The sequence below is a fragment of the Acidihalobacter aeolianus genome, from assembly GCF_001753165.1.
Taxonomy (GTDB): Bacteria; Pseudomonadota; Gammaproteobacteria; order DSM-5130; family Acidihalobacteraceae; genus Acidihalobacter; species Acidihalobacter aeolianus.
The window spans coordinates 1,095,880-1,117,808 of sequence record NZ_CP017448.1 but is presented as its reverse complement, the minus strand read 5'-3'; the positions used below and the strand labels follow the sequence as shown (position 1 = coordinate 1,117,808).

The 21,929-nt window shown below is 66.2% G+C and carries 18 protein-coding genes; all 18 read right to left on the bottom strand.

Annotated features, from left to right (window positions below):
* Positions 1–9: 9 nt before the first annotated feature.
* The gene (locus BJI67_RS05160; RefSeq protein WP_156782033.1) at positions 10–621 is read right to left on the bottom strand and encodes an energy transducer TonB; all 612 of its coding nucleotides are present in this window, start codon (positions 619–621) and stop codon (positions 10–12) included.
* 143 nt (positions 622–764) lie between these two features.
* Positions 765–1,253, bottom strand: a complete 489-nt coding sequence (locus BJI67_RS05155; protein WP_070072132.1) for an ExbD/TolR family protein — start codon at positions 1,251–1,253, stop codon at positions 765–767.
* A gap of 1 nt (position 1,254) precedes the next feature.
* Entirely contained in the window at positions 1,255–1,962 is a 708-nt protein-coding gene (locus BJI67_RS05150) for a MotA/TolQ/ExbB proton channel family protein (protein WP_070073965.1), read from the bottom strand.
* A gap of 87 nt (positions 1,963–2,049) precedes the next feature.
* Positions 2,050–4,356 (bottom strand): TonB-dependent receptor, encoded by a 2,307-nt coding sequence (locus BJI67_RS05145; protein WP_070072131.1) that lies wholly within the window; start codon positions 4,354–4,356, stop codon positions 2,050–2,052.
* A gap of 241 nt (positions 4,357–4,597) precedes the next feature.
* On the bottom strand, positions 4,598–5,398 hold the full coding sequence (eutC, locus tag BJI67_RS05140) for an ethanolamine ammonia-lyase subunit EutC (RefSeq protein WP_070072130.1): 801 nt from the start codon (positions 5,396–5,398) through the stop codon (positions 4,598–4,600).
* Positions 5,395–6,780, bottom strand: a complete 1,386-nt coding sequence (locus tag BJI67_RS05135; protein ID WP_070072129.1) for an ethanolamine ammonia-lyase subunit EutB — start codon at positions 6,778–6,780, stop codon at positions 5,395–5,397. Before BJI67_RS05135 ends, eutC begins: the two co-directional genes overlap by 4 nt.
* Before the next feature lie 17 nt (positions 6,781–6,797).
* Complete coding sequence (locus tag BJI67_RS05130) at positions 6,798–8,588, bottom strand: bifunctional protein-serine/threonine kinase/phosphatase (protein ID WP_156782032.1); 1,791 nt, start codon at positions 8,586–8,588, stop codon at positions 6,798–6,800.
* A gap of 7 nt (positions 8,589–8,595) precedes the next feature.
* Positions 8,596–8,784 (bottom strand): hypothetical protein, encoded by a 189-nt coding sequence (locus tag BJI67_RS05125; protein WP_070072128.1) that lies wholly within the window; start codon positions 8,782–8,784, stop codon positions 8,596–8,598.
* A 2-nt stretch (positions 8,785–8,786) separates the two neighbouring features.
* Positions 8,787–10,730, bottom strand: a complete 1,944-nt coding sequence (locus BJI67_RS05120; protein WP_070072127.1) for a primary-amine oxidase — start codon at positions 10,728–10,730, stop codon at positions 8,787–8,789.
* 42 nt (positions 10,731–10,772) lie between these two features.
* Positions 10,773–12,221, bottom strand: a complete 1,449-nt coding sequence (locus tag BJI67_RS05115; RefSeq protein WP_070072126.1) for an APC family permease — start codon at positions 12,219–12,221, stop codon at positions 10,773–10,775.
* A 222-nt stretch (positions 12,222–12,443) separates the two neighbouring features.
* Positions 12,444–13,949, bottom strand: a complete 1,506-nt coding sequence (locus tag BJI67_RS05110; protein ID WP_070072125.1) for an aldehyde dehydrogenase family protein — start codon at positions 13,947–13,949, stop codon at positions 12,444–12,446.
* A gap of 232 nt (positions 13,950–14,181) precedes the next feature.
* Positions 14,182–15,192 carry a phosphotransferase enzyme family protein gene (locus BJI67_RS05105; protein WP_070072124.1) on the bottom strand — a complete coding sequence of 337 codons (1,011 nt, stop codon included), beginning with the start codon at positions 15,190–15,192 and terminating at the stop codon, positions 14,182–14,184.
* A gap of 3 nt (positions 15,193–15,195) precedes the next feature.
* On the bottom strand, positions 15,196–16,500 hold the full coding sequence (locus BJI67_RS05100) for a class-III pyridoxal-phosphate-dependent aminotransferase (RefSeq protein ID WP_083250652.1): 1,305 nt from the start codon (positions 16,498–16,500) through the stop codon (positions 15,196–15,198).
* Positions 16,501–16,538: 38 nt separating this feature from the next.
* The gene (fabG, locus tag BJI67_RS05095; RefSeq protein ID WP_070072123.1) at positions 16,539–17,306 is read right to left on the bottom strand and encodes a 3-oxoacyl-ACP reductase FabG; all 768 of its coding nucleotides are present in this window, start codon (positions 17,304–17,306) and stop codon (positions 16,539–16,541) included.
* Positions 17,307–17,590: 284 nt separating this feature from the next.
* On the bottom strand, positions 17,591–18,286 hold the full coding sequence (locus BJI67_RS05090) for a GntR family transcriptional regulator (protein ID WP_070072122.1): 696 nt from the start codon (positions 18,284–18,286) through the stop codon (positions 17,591–17,593).
* A 260-nt stretch (positions 18,287–18,546) separates the two neighbouring features.
* Positions 18,547–20,370 carry a nitric oxide reductase activation protein NorD gene (locus BJI67_RS05085; RefSeq protein WP_156782031.1) on the bottom strand — a complete coding sequence of 608 codons (1,824 nt, stop codon included), beginning with the start codon at positions 20,368–20,370 and terminating at the stop codon, positions 18,547–18,549.
* Positions 20,371–20,459: 89 nt separating this feature from the next.
* Positions 20,460–21,503 (bottom strand): aliphatic amidase, encoded by a 1,044-nt coding sequence (locus tag BJI67_RS05080; RefSeq protein WP_070072120.1) that lies wholly within the window; start codon positions 21,501–21,503, stop codon positions 20,460–20,462.
* 91 nt (positions 21,504–21,594) lie between these two features.
* Positions 21,595–21,915, bottom strand: a complete 321-nt coding sequence (locus BJI67_RS05075) for an FmdB family zinc ribbon protein (RefSeq protein ID WP_070072119.1) — start codon at positions 21,913–21,915, stop codon at positions 21,595–21,597.
* Positions 21,916–21,929: the final 14 nt, after the last annotated feature.

The window sequence follows — 21,929 nt, the reverse complement described above, 5'->3', positions numbered from 1 at the left end:
TCCTGATTGCTAGTTGCTGGCGTTGATCTGCACGACGACCTCGAAGGTGCGGGGTGCGGAGCCGAAGGACTTGGGGAACGGGGGGTACTTGAGCTGCCCGACGGTCTTGAGGGCGTCGCGGCGGATCAGGGGGTTGGCCCCGCCTGAGACCACGCGCACGTCCTGCGCGGCGCCGCCCTGGGGGCCGAGCACGAAGCTCACCCGCACGCTGCCGGACAGGCCGAGCTGGCGCACCATCTCGCCGACCACCACGTTGTTCTGGATCAGCACGTGCAGCGCCTGGCTGTAGGCGGCGATCGCCGAGGGGCTGGGCCCGGACACGGGGGCGACCCGCGGGGTCGGCACCGGCGACTTGACCACCTGCGGCGCCGGGTGCGGCACCACGTGCGGATGCGGCGCGGGCTTGGGCTTGGGCACGGGCTTGGGCTTGTGGTGCACGATGGGCTTGGGCCGCGGCTTGGGCTTGTGGTGCACGATCGGCTTGGGCTTGGGCTTCTTCGGGATCACGATCTGCGGCTTGGGGATCGGCGGCGGCGGCACGATCCTGGGCTGCACCACCGGTTTGGGTGGGGGCGGCGGCGGCAGCTTGACGAACTGCACCGTGGTCACCTGCTGCGGCATCGCCGGCGGCGGCGGGGCCGGGGCGTGGTGCCACGGCCACAGCAGCAGCACCACGATCAGCACTTCGAGCACGAGCGCCAGCACGAACGCCCGCGGCAGACCCAGCCGTGGCGGCGACCACGGCCCGAGCGGCGCCAGTGCGCTCATGGCGCCGCGCTACCGGCCGGCGCTGCGGCAGCCGGTGTCCCAGTGGGGGTCTTGCCGGCGGCGGTCTTGCCGGCGCCCGCCGGGGACCCCGCGCGCGTGGCCAGGCCGATCTTGCTGATCCCCAGCTCGCGCACGGTGTTCATCACCCCGGTCAGTTCCTGCACCGTGGCCTTGCCGTCGCTGGCAATGATCACGCTCACCGTGGCCTTGTCCTTGAGCGCCGACAGCGCCTGCTTGAGCGCGTCCAGGGTCACCGTGTGGTCCTGGTAGCGCACCGCACCCTTGTCGGTCACGCCGATGATCACGCTCTTGTGCGGCAGCTTGGTCGCCGTGCTCGCGCTCGGCAGGTGCAGCTTCACCCCGGTGTTGGGGATCATGTGCAGCACCATCAGCACGAAGAACACCAGTAGGAACATCATGATGTCGATCATCGGGATGATGTTCAGCCGCGGTTCCTGATGCTCGAAGTAGCGGGAGCGATCCATCTCACACGCCCTCGGCCTTGCGCGTGTCGCCCATGCCTAGGTGCGCGCCCAGCGCGCTGCGCGTCTCGAAGTGTTCCGCGCCGGTCTCGCCGTGCGCCTTGACGCCTTCGCCGTAGAAGCGGTTGATCAGCAGCAGCCGGATCAGGTCGAGCTGGTGCATCGCCAGACGCAGGCGCTTGTTCAGCAGGTTCAGGAACAGCACCGAGATGATCGCGATGAAAAGACCCATCCCGGTCGACACCAGCGCATCGGCAATGCCTCCGGTGGCCTTGACCGCCGCCCCGGAACTGCCCAGCACGTTGAAGGTGTCGATCATGCCGATGATGGTGCCGAACAGGCCCAGCAGCGGACCTAAGGTCGCCGCCGTGTCCAGCAGCCACAGGTACTGGTCCAGCCGCGGCATCGACCACAGCACTTCCTCGTCGAGGTGCTGCGACAGCGCGTCCGGCGTCTCGGCCTTGGACGCCACCGCCTGCAGGATCAAGCGCCCCTGCAGGGTGTGCGCGTACTCCTCGCCCAGCGCCTTGAGACCCCGCACGTCGCGGTAGTCAAGCCCCTTGAGCGAGGCCTCCACCCGGTTGCCCGCACCCAGCACCCGGTAGTAAAACCACAGCCGGTCAAAAATCACCGCCACCGCCACCAGCAACAGCAGCGCCATGATGATCGGCAGCCCGCCCGAAAGCTTGATCAGATGTACGACCAGTTCCATCAGCATATGTCCACGGTTAGTTGAACGAACGCCCTTCCCGGCTGACGCCGGAAAGGGCGGGGTAAATCCGGCCCTTACGGCCGCCGCTTAGAAGGAAGCGGTCAACGTCACGCCAGCGAAACGCGGCGCTCCTTCCTGCACGAGTTCATAGTTGCCGGTCGCACCCGCCTTGCCTTGAACATAGGCATAGGCGATGTACTTCTTGTCCAACAGGTTGTCGATGTAGGCGGCAACCTTGAGCTTCTTGACCATCGCCCCCGGAGTCTTCCAGGTGTACGCGACCTTGAGGTCCACCGTCTCGTAGGCCGGGATCGTGGTGTCGCTGGTGGTACCGCCGTTGTAGGCGATGTACTGGCGACCGACGAAATGGGAACTCAGATCACCGTACCAGCCGGCGTTTTCGTAGGCCAGACCCAGATTGGCGGTGTATTCAGGCACGTCCGCACGCCACATTCCGGCAGTCACCGTACCGTTGTCGCCGGTGAAGTCCTTGGTGTATTTGGCGTTGGTGTAACCGTAGTTGGCCTGCAGCAGAAAATGATCCAGCAGCGGCTTTTCGGCGGCGAGCGTGAAACCCTTGTAATCCGCCGTACCCGCGTTGTATTCCTGGGTCACACCCGTCACGTTGCTGTAGGAATAGCTGAAGATATGGGTGAAATGCCGATCGTACACAGCCGCTGAGAACTTGCCGAAAGCACTGCTGTAGCGGATACCGGCATCGACGCTGTCGACATATTCGGGCTTCACCGTGATCGGCTGCGGCATCGGGGTGGAACCGATCAGGCTATAGATCGCGCTGATGTTCGGCGCCTTGTAGGTGCGGCCGTAGTTGGCATACAGCTCGACCGGCTTGGCGGGGCTGAAGGTCACGCCGATGGAAGGCTCGGCATAGGTGAAGGTCTTGCCGGTGGATCCGCCGTAGTAGTAGTAGTACGCGGGATCATCGGCTGCGAACATCGAAACCTGCGCATACTTGACGCCGGGATAGATATGCAAACGCCCCTTCAGCAAGGACATGTTGTCCTGGGCATAAGCATCCCAGTAATTACGTCCGTCGTGTTCCACCCAGGCCGCGTTGTAACCCGTCGAGATGGGTGCCGGCTTGGAACCGTACCAACCTTCCTCGGAAAGCTCCTTGGCCTGCATCGCCATGCCGCCGACGGTCACCGTATTCGACGGCAGCAACAGGCTCAGGTGGATCTTGGCGCCGAAGTTGTGGTAGTTGTCGATGTAATGCTGGTACTGCGTACCGGCTGCTGCGGAACCGAACATCTGGGTCGCCAGCGCAGCATTGTAAATATTGAAGTTGTTACCGTACCCATTGAGCGCCGACGAACTCTTCAGATGCGTGGGCAAGCCATAGCCCAGATACGAGTTGTTGTAGATCGGATTGGCATATGCGGTACGGTCGTTCTTCGTCTGGTTGTAGAAAACCTTGAAGCCGCCGACGGCCATGGGATTGAGGAGCGAGTTAAGCCCCAGGATCACGTGAGTCGCATGCGAATCGACCCAGTTGCGCGCCACATCGGTGGGGTACTGATAATCGCTGCCGAACTGATCGATCAACGCGGACGGAATCATCTCCGGCATCTGCGCCTTTTCGTCGTTGTGGGCAACGATCAGGCTCAGCTGCGTCAGCCCCTGATCGAGCGGCTGCACGGCGGCCAGATAATACGAATTGACATGCGCGTAGACGTGCTGCTGAAAGCCGTTGGTATCGGTGTGATCGTATCGGGCCAGCACCTTGAAGCCGTTCAGCGACTGGAGCGCCCCCGAATTCGCTTGCACGCCCACGGTACTCATGTCGCCGTGCTTGGCGTAGGCACCGCCGCCCACGTTCACGTCCACACCCGGGGCCTTCGTGGGCATCTTGGGACTGAAGTTGATGTTGCCGCCCAGGGAATCCAGCGAGTTCTGCTGTGGCGTATTGGCGCCGCTGTAAACCTGAACATTGCTGATCTGTCCGACTGTCAGCGGGGTTACCGCATGATCATCGCCCTGACCGTAAATACCGCCCAGGAAGGTATTGATGATCGGCACACCGTCGAACGTGGTGCCGACCTCGGAGCTGTTGAACCCGTTGAGCGTGAAGGCCGTATCGCTGGTCAACAGGTTACCGGGACCGGAGCTCAGCACGTTGAACCCCGGAACATTCTTGAGAATCGACAGCAAATTGCTGGAAGGACTCGTATGTTCCACCTTGGCCTTGCTGACCGTGGCCACGGCCCTTTCGGGCGGCACGGTCTTGACCACCTTCTTGATCTGCACCGGCTGGCCGTTATCCGTGCTGTCGTCTCCCTGCGCATGTGCCGCTGTCAACGGCGACGCAATCATGACGACGCCCAAACCCAGCGCCGAAACACCCCCAAACAGTCCCTTGCCCTTGCTGTTCACCACTTACCCTCCGCGGTTTCGTCCGAAAGTCGACGGAGGTGCCCCCTCCGTCATCAAGGGCGGCATGGTATGTGAGAAATCGTGAATCCTTCGTTAAGAAACCGTGACCGTACGAACAAGAATGCGAGAACATTCAAACAAATAATCTTTCAGGAACTATCACGATCTCGCCTGGTCAAAGGTCATTTTTTCGCTCGAACCGTACCACCGGTTCGAGCCACCCGGCGACCCGAGTCTCGCCTCAAGACTCATCCGGGAGTGTCGGCGAGATTCCCGCGTCGATCTGTATGGGCGCATCGTCCTTGAGGGCGACACCGGTCAGGCGGCGGCTACGTGCGGCTGCAAGCAGGTATACCAGCTTGTGCGCGGCTGTGCTGCAGGGAAGCCCCTCGGGGCGGACGTTGCTGATGCAGTTGCGTTCGGAGTTCAGACGCCCCGGACGAGGAGCGTAGGTGAGATAGACACCCAGGCTGTCGGGCGAACTCAGTCCGGGGCGCTCGCCGATGAGCACGACCACGAGCGATGCGTTGAGCGCCTGCCCGACTTCGTCGCCCAGTGCCACGCGCGCCTGCTCGGCGACGACCAGCGGACCGATGCACCAGCCCTGCGTCCGCAACGGCGTCAGCACGGCCTCCAGCAAGGACGGCGCGTGGCGCTCGACCGCGAGCGACGAGAGCCCATCGCCCAACACGAAGACGACGTCGTAGCCGGCAGAGGGTTCGCCAGCCAGGCGCGCGGCGGCCTCCGGAGCTAGCACACGACCGAGATCGGGACGCTGCAGGTAGTTCGCGCGATCGGGCGCACGGCTGGCCGCGCGCAGCACCGGCAGCCCCAGCGGCGCGAGACGCGCGCACAGCGCGTCGACGTCCAGCGCCCGGTGCACGGCATCTCGCGCCTGGGCGTGCGCCAGACGAAAATCGAGCACCGCCTCGGTCGGCTGGCTGCCGCCAACGCGGCCCAGCGCGATGCGCGCATCGGTGAATCGCCTCAGACCGCGCCATGGATCGGCCTGCCCCGGCAGTCTGCGCCCTTCGCCGCTCATTCGCCGGCCGCCAGCGGATGGGTCAGCAGGGGATGCGCCGGCTCGGCCGGACGCAGCCGGCGGCCATCCTCGACGATGCCCATGGCCTCCAGCCAGGCCTCGAACTCCGGCGCCGGACGCAGGCCGAGCACCTGGCGCAGATACAGCGCATCGTGGAACGAGGTGCTCTGGTAGTTCAGCATGATGTCGTCGGCGCCGGGGATGCCCATGATGTAGGTGCAGCCGGCCGCGCCGAGCAGGGTGAGCAGCGCGTCCATGTCGTCCTGGTCGGCCTCGGCGTGATTGGTGTAGCACACGTCGCAGCCCATCGGCAGGCCGAGCAGCTTGCCGCAGAAATGGTCTTCCAGTCCGGCGCGTACGATCTGCTTGCCGTCGTAGAGGTATTCCGGGCCGATGAAGCCGACCACCGTGTTGACCAGCAGCGGCGAGAACGCCCGCGCCACGGCATAGGCACGCGCCTCGCAGGTCTGCTGGTCGACGCCGTGGTGCGCGTTCGCCGACAGCGCGCTGCCCTGCCCGGTCTCGAAGTACATCACGTTGTCGCCGAGCGTGCCGCGTCCCAGCGACAGCGCCGCCTCGCGCGCCTCGCCCAGCAGCGCGAGGTTGATGCCGAAGCCGGCGTTGGCGGCCTCGGTGCCTGCGATCGACTGGAACACGAGATCCACCGGCGCGCCGCGCGCTATCACCTCGATCTGGCTGGTGACGTGGGCCAGCACACAGGACTGCGTGGGGATGCGGTAGGTTTCGCGCACCTCGTCGATGAGTTCGAGCAGCGTGGTCAGAGCGCCCAGGTGGTCGCTGGCCGGATTGATGCCGATGACCGCGTCGCCGCTGCCGTAAAGCAGGCCGTCGAGCACGCTCGCCGCCACCCCGCGCGGGTCGTCGGTCGGATGGTTCGGCTGCAGCCGCGTGGCCAGCCGCCCCTTGAGGCCGATGGTGTTGCGAAAGCGCGTGGTCACCTCGCACTTGCTCGCCACCAGCACCAGGTCCTGCAGGCTCATCAGCTTGGACACCGCGGCGACCATTTCCGGGGTCAGCCCCGGTGCGAGCCGCGCCAGCACGGCGGCATCGGTTTCGTAGGCCAGCAGCCAGTCGCGGAAGCCGCCGACGGTGAGATGCGCGACCGACGCGAAGGCGGCCGCGTCGTGCGTGTCGAGGATCAGCCGCGTAACCTCGTCGTCCTCGTAGGGAATCAGCGCCTCTTCGAGAAACGCCCTGAGCGGCACGTCGGCCAGCGCACGCTGCGCCGCCACCCGTTCCACCGCCGATTCGGCCGCCAGTCCGGCGAACTGATCGCCGGAACGCAGTGGCGAGGCCTTGGCGAGCAGCGTACTAAGGTCCGCGAAGGCGTAGCGTGTGTCGCCTACCGTGTGTCTATACATGGGATGCGCCTCCTCGATCAGGTCCAGGGTTTGGCCAGCGCGACCAGCAGCCCGAAGGCCACCGCGATCGCCGTCCAGGCGGTCACCTGCCAGAACAGCAGCGGATTGCGCTCGTACAGGCTGCGTCGCCGCGCCACGCCGGCCGGTGCGCCCCTGCGGCCGGCATATTCGAGTTCATAGAGCAGTTCGAGCACGTCCTGATAGCGCTCGTCCGGGTCGCGCGCCATACCCTTCTCCAGCACCCTGCTCAGGTACGCCGGCAGGTCGGGCCGGTGGCGGTGCAGCGGGATAAACTGACGCAGCCCGTAGGGCGACTTGCCGCCGCTGAACATGCGGTACAGCGTGACGCCGAAGGCGAACACGTCGGAACGAGCGTCGCCGCTGCCGCCGGCAAACAGTTCCGGGGCCATGTAGGCCGGCGTGCCCGGCACCTCCGCGGGCGCCGGATCGAGCACGCCCGGCATGGCCGAGAAACCGAGATCGAGCAGCCGCAGCCCCCCGTCGCGCAGCAACATCACGTTCTCCGGCTTGATGTCGCGGTGGAATATCTCGCGCCGATTCAAGGTGTCTATCGCCTTTGCCAGACGACCTGCGATATCGATGCCCTCGCGCAGGCCGACCGGACTGCGCTGCAGCCGCGTCTCCAGCGTCTCGCCGTCGTAATACGGGCTGACCGCGTACAGCCGCGTCTGCCGGCCTGGCTCGGGCGGCAGGTAATCGATGAGGTACTGACTCTTCACCCGCCCGGAAATCCAGGTCTCGCGCAGGAACGAGCGGCGGATGTTCTCGTCGTGCTCCGCCCGCGGCAGCGGAAACTTGACGATCACCGGGTCGCCCTGAGGCTGGTCCGGGGACCGGGCCACGAACAGGCGGCTGTAATGTCCCGAATAGAGCACCGATCCAAGCAGGTAGCCGTCGACCGTGTCGCCGATGCGCGGCGGGTCGCCGATCGGCAGCGGGCCGATGACCCGTTCGAGGTAGTGCAGATCGAGCACGGGCAGCGCCATCACGTCGAGTACCACGGCGCTGGCGTTGTCCCGCCCGAAGGCGACCGCGGCCTCGATCAGGCGCTGCGCGGCGGTCTGCGCATCCGCCTCGGCCAGCAGCGGCGCGAGGCGTGCATCGGACAGAGCGCGGTGCAGGCCGTCGCTGCACAGCAGATAACGATCCCCTTCGGCCAGGCCGAGTACGTCCCAGTCGGCGGCGATGGCCCGTTCCAGCCCGACCGCGCGTAGCACCACGCCGCCGATCACCGCCGGCTCGTAATGGTCCGCGCCGATGCGCCGCAGACGGCCTTCGCGCAGGCGATAGAGCCGAATGTCGCCGGCACGCAGGAAATACGCCTGGCGCCCGCGCAGGATGAGCGCCGCGAAAGTCGCGGCCATGGCGGTCAGGCGTGGGTCGGAGCGCCCCTGGGCATGCACCCAGGCATTGGCCGCATCCAGCGCGCGGGCGGCCGCCCGTTCCGGACCCAGGGTTTCCGGCAGCTGATAGTAACCCTCGAGAAAGCTGCGCACGGTCACTTCGGCGGCCACCGCGCCGGCGGCCGAACCGCCCATGCCATCGGCCAGCGCGGCGACCACGCCCCGGGTTGCGGCACCGGCGGCTTCACCGAGCGCGATGCCGGCGTAGTCCTCGTTGACCGCACGCCGCCCGGCCACCGAGACGAAGCCGATTTCCAGTCCCGGTCCGACGCCGTTCGGCTCGATCACGATCATGGCGTCCCCGTCCTCGCCGAAATCGCCGCGGGCGCCGGTGTACCCCGGCGCCCGTGGGCCTTTGAGCGGCATCTTAGTCCGCGTCGGCATGCGGCGCTCAGGTCGCGTCACCCTCGTGCCGCGTCGGCTGCCTTTCCCGCAACAGCGCGATCAGATAGTCGGTGCTGGCGCAGGCCGTGCAGCAGTAGCGCCGCTCGGCGCCGTCCACCAGCCGCACCACCGGACGACGCCCCAAACGCAGCCGGCACACGGCACACTGGTCCTGTGCCGGCTCGGTAGCGTCCATCCTCAGACCTCGCTGCTCGCCCGCAGCTCGGGCGGGGCCACGTCCATGCTCGGGTTCATGTCGAAGAAGCCGACCGGCTTGAGGTGGAAGCCCACGTAGGCCACCGGCATCACCGGCCAGTCCTCCGGACGCGGGATGTGGTTGTGCCCGCAGGTGTACCACACCACCAGTTCCTGATCCTCCAGGGAACGGTTGGCGGCGGTGTAGACCGGCAGCCCGGTGTCGCCGTGGCTCTGATTGACGTACATGCCCGCCGCGAACATCTCCTCCGGCGCATAGGGCGTGACCCACAGGTGGTTGCGCATGAAGCCTGCGCGATTGACGACGCTCGCACCCGGCGTGGCGAAGGACAACACGTTTTCGCCGTGGACCAGCTTGTAGCCGACCGGCTGACCCAGCCGATTGAGCTTCTTGCGGTTGACGATCTTCCAGTAGCGCGCGGACATCGGCGCGATCGGACGCTGCGCGTCGGCCTCGCTCTTGAGCAGCGTGGAAACGGGATAGCAGCCGTTGCCCAGCGGATTGCCCGGCCCAGCCTCCTCCGACACCGTGTTGACCTCGTAGATGGCGTTCTCGTCGCCGTCCACGTTGAAGTGCAAGCGGAAGTTGAAGAAGTGCTGGTGGATCGGCGCATACAGCTGCTCCGATACCAGGGTGCCGTACTTGGGCATCTCGCCGGGCGGGAAGGCGCCGACGGACAGGCAGCCGGTGAGCTTGACCTCGAGCTGGATGTCGCCGGTCTGGTAGAAGTACCAGAAAAAGCCGTAGTCGTAGTTGCCCACGGTGGCGATGAACGACACCACCAGGCGCCGCGAACGCCGTACCTCGGTATGGTTGGTGCGCCAGTCGCTGTGCTTCCACAGGGTGCCGTAGTCCTCCTCATGCAGGCACACCGCCTTCGGGATCTTGACCGGCTCGCCCCGGCTATCGGTCATTACCGCGTCGAAGTACTTGATCGTGCCCAGGCAGTCGCAGCCCAGTTCCAGGCTGTTGGACAGGAGACCGATGCCGTATTCGCCCACGTCGAAGGCGTTCTTGCGATTGTGGTTCGGCCCGGGATCGCCGTAGGGCACCACCATTTCAGACAGCGAGGCGCGGTAGATGATCGGACGCTCGCTGCCGTCCTCGCCGTAGCCGATCTGGTACAGTACCAGGCCCTCGCGCGGCGTGAAGCCGATGCGGAACTTCCAGCGCTGCCACGAGATCTCGTGGCCGTCGACCGCGAAGCTCGGACCGTCGAGCTGGACGATGTCCAGCGGCTTCAGGTCGTCGCGCAGCGGACCGACCGAGTTCGCGGTGTAGTTGCCCGAGGGGGGCGGCAACGGCACGATGCCGTTGTCTTCCACCTTGAGCACGCGCATCTCGTTGAGATCGACGATGGTGATCACGCCTTCGACCGGCCGTCCGTAGCCGACGTCGTCATGACTCTCGCGAATCCAGGTCAGCGCACGGGAAAGGCGATGCCCGCTGTACTCCTCCTCGCCGTAGTAACCCGCCGACCACGGGTCGACGATGGCGTCCTCGAAGTTGGTGATACCGCGACGGCGCAGGGCTTCCTGCCACTCCGGCGAGGCCTTGACCGCATTCTCGCACTCCATGAACTCGTCGAGGTGGATCGGCGGCTGCACCCCGGGCACGTGGACCCAGGACTTGACCGCCGATTCGCTCAGCGAGACGACGGCTTCGTAGGTCTGACCGTCGCGGTTGTCGAGCATGATGAAGTGCACCTCGCGTGGCTGAGCCTCCCCAGCCTCGTACGCGGTGACCGCGTACTTGCTCGGCTCCTTGAGCGTCACCGACATGAAGCGCATCGACTCGACCTCGGCCTTGCCCTGCTTCAGGACGGAGACCGCCTGCCGGACTTCCTCGACCGACAGCGGTTCCAGAGGGTGGGGTGCGGCAGTCACCGCACCCTCCTCGGCAATTCTTTCATCGATGCCAGGCATTTCAATTTCCCTCTTTCCAGAGACTGGTACGCATGCCGGCGATCACTTCTTGCCGACGATGATTTCGGATTCGGAAACCTCCAGATCCTTCTCGATGTTCAGCAGGATCTGCGGGGATTTCTTCTTCAGCATCAACAGCCAGACCAGGCCTACCGCGAGATAGCCGATGAACAGGTACGGCAGGATGTTGTACGGATAGTCCGGCACCGGGTAGACGCTACCGACGAACGCGCCGAGCATCGCCAGTGCGGCCACTACGCCGACGATGACGTCGACGGGCTTGAGCTCACCCATTTTCTTGATGTAGATGGGTGCAGCCACGGAGATCATGAAATAGCCGAGCACGAAGCCGAAGGTCGCGATGGTGCCGAGAATGCCGAATGCGGTCAGGTAATCCATCTTCAGCATCAGCGTGGGCACGATGAAGGTCAGCACCGCGCTGATGGTCACCGCGATGTGCGGCGTGCGGTGCTTGGCATGCACGAAGCCCATCGAGCTGTGCACGAACTGATAGCGGCCCATGGAGAAAAGCAGGCGCGAGGCGGCGTTGACCGAAGCCAGGGCGCAGGCGAAGGCGCTGATCGCGGCACCGATGTAGATGAAGGTGCCGAGCCAGGGCACGCCGGCGGCCGCGGACAGGGTGTCGAGCGGGGCGCCGTCCTTGGCCAGTGCGGCGACGTTGTCGTTGAAACCGATCAGGATGATGTAGGTCACGATCACGAAGAAGGTGCCGACCATCAGGGTGCTGCTGAGGATCGCTCGCGGCACGGTCTTGAGCGGATTACGCGTTTCCTGGCCCAGGCTGGCTGCGCTCTCGAAGCCGACGAAGGAGAAGATCGCGAACACCGCGGCCTGCGCCACGCTGCCGGCGCTGGAACCCTTCAGCGCGAGCTGATTGACGTCGACCAGGCTGCCGGTGTGCTTCATGACGATAGCGCCGAGCAGGAACAGGATGACGCAGATCGACAGGCCTTCCAGGGTCAGGCCCACGCGCGAGGAGATCTTGATGTCGCGATAGGCCAGCAGCCATACCAGTGCGACCGTGACCGCATAGACCAGGATGGCCGGCAGCTTGATGCCGACCGGTTGCAGCACGCTGTCCAGGAACACCTTGACGCCGACGGTGACTGCCATGGCCGTGCCCAGATAGGCCACGATGAGCCCCCAGCCGACGATGCCGCCGGTGATCGGCCCCAGGCTGCGCGAGATGTAGACGAAGAAGGAACCGGCGGTGGCGTAACGGCTGGCCAGGCGGCTCAGGTTCCAGCCCACCAGCATCAGGCTGACCGTCGCCAGCGCATACACCAGCCACGTCGCATGGCCGGCCATGCCCACAACCACCGCGACGGCCAATGCCGGCATGAAGGTCGGCGACACATTGGCGATCGACTGCCCAATGGTTTCCACGAAGGTCAGGTTGTTGGACTTCAGGCCGACGCCGGAACTTTGCCCGGCGCCACCCAGGCCGATATCACTTTGTACCTTGCTCATGCAATTACCCTCTGATAATGAGAAAGACGAAAAGACGCGAAACCCCCACAGAACTGCTGGGCCCGCACGCCGAAACGCCGCACCCCGCACAAAACACAACCCCAGGATCCGTTGTTGTTCCCTTGCTACCCACTCGAACGACTCCTCATCGCTCCGCGGCCGCTTGGACCGCCGTAATAAACACCCGCAAGTAGACGATGGTTGATGTGGACAGGTGTTTTCTCATTTGAGGTACCACCCCCATGCCCGGCCGCTTTCGTAGCGTGTTATCTGTTTGACTTCGAGATAGTTCTGCAGCCCCCAGCGGCCGAGCTCGCGGCCGATGCCGCTCAGCTTGAAGCCGCCCCACGGCGCCTGGGTGAAGGTCGGCTGAGAACAGTTGATCCACACGATGCCCGCGCGCAGCGCACGGCTGACGCGCTCGCAGCGCTCCAGGTCGGCGGACATCACTGCGGCGGCGAGGCCGAAATCGCTGTCGTTGGCGAGCGCCAGCGCCTCGGCCTCGTCGCCGAAGGTCATCACCGCCAGCACCGGGCCGAAGATCTCCTCGCGCCAGATGCGCATCTCGCGACGCACGTCCACGAAGACCGTGGGCTCCAGGAAGTAGCCCTGCTCCAGCCCCGCGGGTCGGCGGCCGCCGGTAAGCAGGGTCGCGCCCTCGGCCAAACCGATGTCGATGTAGCCGAGCACACGCTGATACTGCGTCTCGCTGACCAGCGGACCGAGCAGCGTGCCCGCTTCCTGGCCGTCGCCGACCTTGATCTCGTGTGCGGCCTCGCGCAGGCGCTCGAGCACCCGCGGCGCGATGTCCTCATGCACCAGCAGACGCGAAGTGGCACTGCACACCTCGCCCTGGTTCCAGAAGATGCCGAACATGATCCATTCCACGGCCTTCTCGACGTCCGCGTCCTCGAACACGATGAAGGGCGACTTGCCGCCGAGTTCCAGGCTGACCGTCTTCACGTGCTGGGCCGCGGCATGCATCACCTTGATGCCGGTGGGCACGCTGCCGGTGAACGCGAGCTTGTCGACGCCGGGGTGATCAGCGAGCGGCGCGCCGGCCTCGGGCCCCGTGCCGGTGAGCACGTTGAGCACCCCGGGCGGCAACCCGGCGGCCTCGGCCACGGCACCGTATTCCAACGCGGTCAACGGGGTGTATTCGGAAGGCTTGAGCACGCAGGTGGCGCCCGCGGCAAGCGCCGGCGCGACCTTCCATGCCGCCATCAGCATGGGGTAGTTCCAGGGCACGATCAGCCCGGCCACGCCCACCGGCTCGTAGCACACGCTGCCGCGAAAACCGTCGGCACCGAGTTCGAGCGGCTCGTTCTGGCGCTCGTCGAGTTCCTCGGCCAGGTCGGCGTAATAGTCGAAACAGCCGGCAACGTCGTCGATGTCCCACTGCGCCTCCGGCAGCGGCTTGCCGTTGTCCAGCACCTCCATGTACGCCAGCTCGTCGCGCCGCGCACGCACCTCGGCGGCCATCGCGCGCAGGTAGACGGCGCGCTCGGCGCCCGTGGTGGTTCCCCAGGTCGCGAATGCGGCCCGGGCGGCGGCGACGGCGCGGTCCACGTCCTCCGCGATGGCCGCGGCCACCTCATGGAACACACGTTCGGTGGCCGGATTGACCACCGGCAGACGGCCGCCCGCCGCCGGCTCGACCCATTCGCCGTCGATGAACAAGCGGTCGCGGTAGCGGGGTTCGGGTTTCGATTCGGGTAGCGTGTTCATGGGTCTCCAGGAATGTGCGGGCGCTAGGGCCTGTTTACACGACTGAGCGACTGCTGCCGGAGCCGCTTTGCGTGGCTCGCCAGGCGCCGCGAGACGCGAAAAGCGGCCCGACCCTACGGGTTGCGGCTGAAAGGCCGCCACTCGGCGTTGCCCGTCGTTTATTTGGAATAACCAAACTGCACTCCTCGCGCCTTGACTGGCGCCTTTTCAGACACAACAGCATGCCGATCAATCATGTGGCAAACAGCCGGCCTTGCAGATAGCGGTCGATCATGTCGCAGGTCTGCGGGGTGAATTCGCGCCCGATCACGCGGGCAAGATCGGTTTCGCGATGCGAGCCCAGCCAGCCGATCAGCAGCAGCCGGCGCATCATCACGAAGGTCGGAATCATGGCGATGTCTACTTCGGTCAGCGGCACCTGCCGCGCGTAGCCGCGCACCCAGGCATCGATCAGTGCGGGCACGTAGTCGCGATGCTCGATGAAGCTGAGCGCGCTGCCGAGGTCGTACAAAAACCAGCCGTAGCCGCAGTCGTCGAAATCGATCACGCTCACCCTGCCCTCGTGCACCAGCAGGTTGGCCAGACGCAGGTCGGCATGGATCAGGCCGAAGCGCTGCGCCTCGGCGCCATAGGCCTCCAGGCGTGTGCGCACCTCGCGGATGCCGCGCTCGAGTTGCGCCGCGACCACCGCGGTCACGCCGATGCCGTGACGCGGCTCGCCCCAGATCGGGCGGCCGCCCAGGGTATGCTCGAAGTCCCACACCGGGCGTGCGAGCCGCGACCGGCCGGCGGTCCAGCGCCGGCTGTGCGCATGCAGTTCCGCGGTGATGCCGCCGAGTTGCTCGAACGCGGCAGCGAGGTCGCCCGATTCGTCCGGTTCCTCGCCGTCGAGGAATTCGAACAGCACGCTGTGACGCGCCTCCGGCTGCCGGGTCGCAAACGGCTGCACCAGCGCGCCATCCGCGCCCGCTATCGGCGCAGCGGTACGGATCGCGGTGTCGCGGCTGACCGCGGCCAGCCAGTCGAGCTCGATGGCGATGGCCTCCGCGCTGTGGTAGCCGAGGCGATGTACGCGCAGCACGTAGCGACGGTCGCCGGCCTGCAACGCGTAGGTGGTGTTCTCGGAATGATTGAGCAGGGAAACCTGCGTGTCGTCGGGCAGCCCCCAGCGCCACAGGTTGCCGGCCACGGCCTCGCCGATCGCTCCCAGATCGCTATCGGATACGGTCGCGGCGTAGGCCATCGCTCAGACCCCCGCCGCCGCGCGCGCCTGGCGCAGGCTCAGACGCAGCGCCTCCAGCACCTCGTCGGCCAGCCCCTGGTCGATCAGCATGCCCGGCTTGAACTGCAGCACGCTGGGATCGAGGCCGGAGAAGATCGCCCATACGCCGTGAGCATAGAGCGCGTTGCTGACGAATACCGCGCCCTGCGGATGGGCGAAGCGCAACCCCATCACCAGACCCTGCTGGCGCACCTCGGCCAGGAAGCCGTCGCTCTCCTCGCGCAGGATCGCGAGTTTCGCGGCGAAGTACGCGCTCATCGCACGCACGTTCTCGACCACGCCCGGACGCGTGCTGATCTCGAGCACCTTGGAGGCGACCCGGCAACCCAGTTCCGAGCCGCCGAAGGTGGAGATGTGACCGAAACCGTCCTGTTCCATCCAGCCCGCGGCCGCGTCGTTGACCAGCACCGCGCCGATCGGATACAGACCGCCGCCCAGGCCCTTGGCGGTCACCAGGATGTCCGGCGTCACGCCGTAGGTGTCCACGCACCACAGTTCGCCGGTGCGGCCGAGCCCGGTCTGCACCTCGTCGGCCACGTACATCGCGCCGTGGCGGGTACACAGCTCGCGCACGCCCTGCAGATAGCCCGGCTCCGGCAGCGGGAAGCCGTAGGTCGCGGGAATGGTTTCGATGATCACCGCGGCCACGTCGTCGCCGGCCAGCGCACGCACCATCGCGTCAAGATCGTTGAACGGTACCTTGACGAATTCGCCGGCGGCGCCGTTGGACAGAAACAGCTCGGAAAAACGCGGATCGCCGGTCGCCACCGCGAGGCCGGTGTGGCCGTGGTAGCACTTCTCCAGCGATACGATCTTGCGTCGCCGGGTGGCATACCGCGCCGACTTCAGCGCGACGTCGATCGCCTCGCCGCCGCCGCTCGCATAGATCGCATGTTCAAGCCCTGCCGGCGCCAGTGACGCCAGCTGCTCGGCCAGCTCGGCGCGCGCAATCGAGGGGAAATGGTGGTTGCCGATGTCGTATTCCTGCAGGGAATCGATCAGCGTCTGCACCAGCTCGGGATTGCGGTGACCCAGATTGTAGGTCCCCCCGTTGAGATGCATGTCGATCAGGCGCTTGCCGTCCATGTCGTAGAGGCAATAGCCCTCGCGCTTGCCGATCACGAGATCGATGCCGACGGACTGCCAGAAGCGCGTCTTGCCGGGATTCCAGAAGCGGATCGACTTGTCGAGCGTGTCCTGCTTGCGCGTGCTGCGCTCGGACGCCTGACCGAGCTGGGCCACGCTGGCGGCGAGTCCGGTCTCAAGCATGGGCCGGCTCCTTCATCCCGAGATGGCTGGCGGAGAACTTACGCATCGACCGCCCCCAGGGTTTCCGGCAGGATCTGACCGCCGTCGACGACCAGCGACTGTCCGGTGACGTATCCGGCGTTCTCCTGGGCGAAGAACAGCGCCGCGTGACCGATGTCCTCGACGTCGCCGAGACGCTTCATGGGAATCGAGGCACGCATGCTTTCGAGGTATTCCTCGCCCATGCCTGCCAGTCCCTCGGTGTAGATGTTGCCCGGGAGCACCGCGTTGACCGTGATGCCGTCGCGTGCCAGCTCGATGGCGGCGGTGCGCATGAAACCGAGCTGCGCCGCTTTGGTCCCACCGTAGTGCGACCAGCCGGGATAGCCCGTGATCGGTCCGGTGATCGACGAGGTGATGACGATGCGGCCGGCCGGGCTGCGGCGCAACGGTTCGAGTGCGGCCTGGATGCTGAACAGCATGCCCTTGACGTTGACGTCGAAGATCGCGTCCCAGTCGTCCTCGCTCATCGCGTCGAGCTTGGCCGATGGGAACATGCCGGCGTTAGCGCAGAGCACGTCGAGACCGCCGAAATGCTCCACCGTGGCGGCGACGACCTCCTGCATGGACGACTTCAGGGTCACGTCGCCGGGCACGAACAGCACCTTGCCGCCGCCCAGGGCGCGCAACTCGCCCTCCGCCTTGGCGCCCTGCTCGGCATCGCGGGCGGTGATCGCCACGTTGTAACCGTTTTTCGTGAACACGCTCGCGATGCCCTTGCCGATGCCGAGGCTGCCCCCCGTCACCAGTACCGTGCGACTGCGCATGCCGTTCTCCCAGAGGATCGTGGATTCACAAGCCGGCCGTCACGCTTTGCCACGCGACCCGCCGCCCCTTCCAGAACGCCGCTCTTTGGGCCGACTTTCTGGTCTATACCAGGCTATCTAGGAAAAAACGTGCCACCCTCGGTGTTGAAGATTTTTTTAATTAAATATCATCTAGTTAATTTAAATAATATCCATGGACCAAGCACGGATAGCAGACAGACGAGCGCACATTTTGTGTGCGCGACACCGCAGATGCGCACACAAATGCACCGCTGGCAGTGGGATCAGGCTGTGGAGGTAAGGCGGATTTCGATGGCGCCCGGCAACCAGCACTCCACGTCGAACTCGATCAAGACTTTGCCGGAGTAGCGGGCACGTTCGATGGACAGGCAGTGGGTCGCCGGAGCGACGCCGAGGGCGGCCGCCTGGGTCGCGTCGAGCAGGGTCGAACGGACCTGGGTTTCCTCGCGGTCGATGTCGATGCCGTAGCCGTCCTTGAGCAGCGCGGTGACCGAATCGGCGAGGTTGCGGCCGAGCACGCCGGGCAGCACTTCGGCGGCGAGGTAGATGGTTTCGGACATCACAGCGCGTCCGTCCAGAAAGCGCACGCGGCGCAATCGGCAGACCGACGACCCCAGCCTATCGCGTGCCGCTGTGGGCACTTCGCGCAGGCGTACGCGGCCGCTTTCGAGCAGACGGATTTCTGGCCGCCGGCCCTGGGCCTCGGCCATCGCCTTGTAGTTGGCGCGGCGTTCGAGGTCGTAGACGAAGCGCGGCGGGCTGACGAACCAGCCGCGCCGGCTGACCCCGTAGATCAGGCCGTCGGCCTCCAGCTTGAGCAGCGCCGCGCGCAGGGTCTGGCGCGAAACCTTCACCGTTTCGCTCAGCTGGCGTTCGGAAACGAGTTGCTCGCCGGGTTTGAGCTGCCCGTCGCTGATCTGTGCGGCGATGTAGTCTGCAGCCTCCTGATAGCCTGACATCCTTCTGCTCCCCAAGGACACGCCGATTAAATGGCTGCGCGCGCGATCTGCTGCGTTGCGCGCTGCTCGCTCCCTCGCCTATCCATTCGATATGTCTCGATCGCTGGGCTGCATGCGCCTTGCATCTCATCCCGCCCGCTCATTTAATCGGCGTGTCCCTACGCTCGACGATGGAATCGGCGAGGTCGGTGCCGCCCGGGCGGGTACGCGATCAGGCGCTCGCGGCGCATCATCGCACACCCCCGCACGGCTGCGGCAGCTCAGCGCGCCGCACGCGCGAACCTCAGAAACAGTTGCGTCAGGCGCTCCGGCAAGGCTTCCATCCGGTCCAGCACCAGAAAATGGGCAGATCCGAAGATGCGCTCGACGTAGGCGTCCGCGCGCGGATCGAGGCTCACGCAGAAGGTCTGCACCCCTCGCGCGCGCGCCTCCAGCACGGCCCGGCGCGCGTCATGCACCAGATGCGCCTCGTCGAACACATCGATGTCCGAGGGTTCGCCGTCGGTCACCACCATTAGCACCCGGCGGTGCGCCGCCTCCCGCACCAACTCCTCCGCGGCATGGCGGATTGCGGTGCCCATGCGTGTCGAGCCACCGCCTTCCAGCGCGCACAGCCGTCCGCGCACAGGCTCGCCGAAGCCTTCGGCGAAATCCTTGACCCGCACGTAGTCGATCTCGTGACGCCCGTTGGAACGGAAGCCGGCGATCGCCAGCGCGTGGCCCAGACCGCTCATCACCTGACCCAGCAGCAGCGCCGCCTCGCGTGCGAGTTCGAGCACGCTGCGGCCGCTCGCCGGGTCCGCGGCATTGACCGATTCCGACAGATCCAGCAACAAAGTCGCGGTGAAGACCGGATCGTGTAGCGTCTGCCGGCGCTCGTACACGAAGGCGTCCGGCACCTGGCCGTTGCGGATATCGGCAAGAATGCGGATGGCGGCATCGAGATCGAGATCGTCGCCGCTTTCCTGCGCGCGCAGGCGTACCACCCGGCGCGCGCGCAGCGCACCGACCACGCCGTGCAGGCGACGCAGCAGCGGTGCGCGCGCCGCGAGCAGCCGTTCGGCCGCCTCGGCGTCCCCCACCGCGGCCGCACGCTCGCGCAGGGTGCACCAGTCCGGGCGCGCAAGGCCCAGATGTTCGAACCACTCGGGATAGCGCACGGCCTCGGATTCGGATTCCGCCTCCGCGCTGACGTTGAAGGACAGCCGGGCCCGTTCCGGATCGACCTCGACGCGGTAGCCAGCGCCCGTGTCGCCGCCCGTCTCACCGTTCTCGGCAAAGGCGAAGCGCCTGCCCTGTTCGGACTCTTCCAGAAACGCCTCGGGGTGCGTCGCCTGCGGCTCCTGCGGCGCCGCCTCCTCGGTCTCGCCGGACAGCATCTCGCGCACCTCGCGCCAGAGATGGCGATTGTCGTCACGGTAGCTCGCCAGCGGCGGCGGTGCACCGCCCTCGTCCATGGACAGACGCATCTGGCCGAGATCGTGCGCGAGCCGAAGCCCGATCTCGCGCGAGACCGCCGGTTCGTGCAGGCGGGGCAGACGTTCCAGGAACAGGGACACTCCCTTGTCCACCCAGTAATCGTCGCGGTAGGCCGCGTGCGGCGCCGCCAGCGCCCGCGCCAGCTGACCGATCAGGCGCGCGAAGGGCATGCCGTCGTCGGTGAACGGCGGATGCAACGCCAGCCAATAGGCACGCAGGCGCGGAAAGCGCGCCGCAGCCAGCCACTCCACCCGCGCATCCTCGATCAGATCGACCAGCAGACGTTGGCGCGGCTTGAGCGCTTCGGGATCGAAAGGGGTCGAATAGAGCGCATGGGCGGCGGCATGCACCGCCGCAGCGCGATAGTGGGTGATGGCCGGCAACTCGCCGGCCGGACGCATGCGCGCCGGCAGCAGGATGGTCCGCTCGCGCAGGATCGGCCGCGTCGCGTCCTGGTCGTCGGGCAAGGCCTCGACCTCGAAACCCTGCCCCCACAATGCGATGAGATAAAGCGTCAGTCGGCGACGCACGTCGACGAGGGCGACGGCGTCCCCGTTTTCTCCCGCCGCCACGGCGGGCACCTCGTCATGTCTACGGGCCAACATGCGCACTCCCTGCCCGTGCGGCGGGGCGCGTTCGCGCACCCCGCCGCCGGAGTCCAAGCGGAACGGCCCGCAGGCCGCTCATGGCACGCCTACTTGTGACCGCCCGGGGTGGCCTCGTTGGGAATGCCCGGAATCGGGCACTCGGCGGTGCCGGGGGTCGCGCGGGTGATCTTCTCCACGTTCTCGCGTGCCTGGGCCGGATCGGTGATCCAGGTCTTGTAGAACTCGTAGGGGCATTCCAGGGCGCCGTTGACGTCGTCGCCGGAGTTGATCATGCCGGTGTAGCCGCGGTGCAGCAGCTTGTACAGGTGGTTCTCGGACTGGCCGTGCTTGCGAGCATCGCGGATCTGCGAGACGGACAGCTCGGCGTACTGGATGCCGTATTCCTCTTCGCCGCATTCGCCGAGGGTGCGGCCGTCGAAGCCGACGATGGCCGAGTGGCCGAAGTAGGAGTACACGCCGTCGAAGCCGGTGGCATTGGCCACGGCGACGTAGCTGTTGTTCATCCAGGCCATCGCCTTGGCGACCACCACCTGCTGGTCCTTGGACGGATACATGTAGCCCTGGCAGCGCACGATCAGCTCGGCGCCCTTCATCGCGCAGTCGCGCCAGATCTCGGGGTAGTTGCCGTCGTCGCAGATGATCAGGCTGACCATCAGCCCCTTGGGGCCCGCGGTGACGTAGGTCTTGCCGCCCGGATACCAGCCCTCGATCGGACACCAGGGCATGATCTTGCGGTACTTCTGCACGATCTCGCCCTGATCGTTGATCAGGATCAGGGTGTTGTACGGGGCCTTGTTGGGATGCTCCTCGTGGCGCTCGCCGGTGAGCGAGAACACGCCCCAGGTCTTGGCCTTGCGGCAGGCCGCGGAGAAGATCTCCGTCTCTGCGCCCGGCACTTCGGAGGCGGTCTCGTACATCTCCTTGGCGTCGTACATGATCCCGTGGGTGCTGTATTCGGGGAAGATGACGAGGTCCATGCCGGGCAGGCCCTGCTTCATGCCCACCACCATGTCGGCGATCTTGCGGGCGTTCTCCAGCACCTCGGCCTTGGTGTGCAGGCGCGGCATCTTGTAGTTCACGACGGCGACGCCGACGGTATCCGCGCTGGACGAAATGTCTCCATGTCTCATGGGTGAAAACTCTCCGGATCAGTGTTGAATCCCCGTTCGGGGGACTGGCCGGCGACCGCGGGAGGCGGCAGCCGGGTCAGCAATGCCGACGCTAGTGCCCGAGCATCCACGGGCGGGCGGCGGAGGCGGCTGCGGTCTTGAGCGCGGGCTTGGCCGCACCGGTACCGCAGGTATGCGAGCCATGGCAGCCGCAGCTGCGCTTCGATGCCCGCCGCGGCTCATGCGCGCTCTTCTCGCTGCGCGCATGGGCCTGACGCAGCGCGGACGGCATCAGCGCCAGCGCGGGCGCGGTAATCACCCGCGGGGCATCCTCGCCGCACGCCGGACAGGCCGCGGGCGCCGACGCGCGCGCGATGGGCGCGAACGCCGAGAAATCCCCGCAGTCGGGGCACGCGTAGTCGTACAGAGGCATCGTCGCGACCTCCC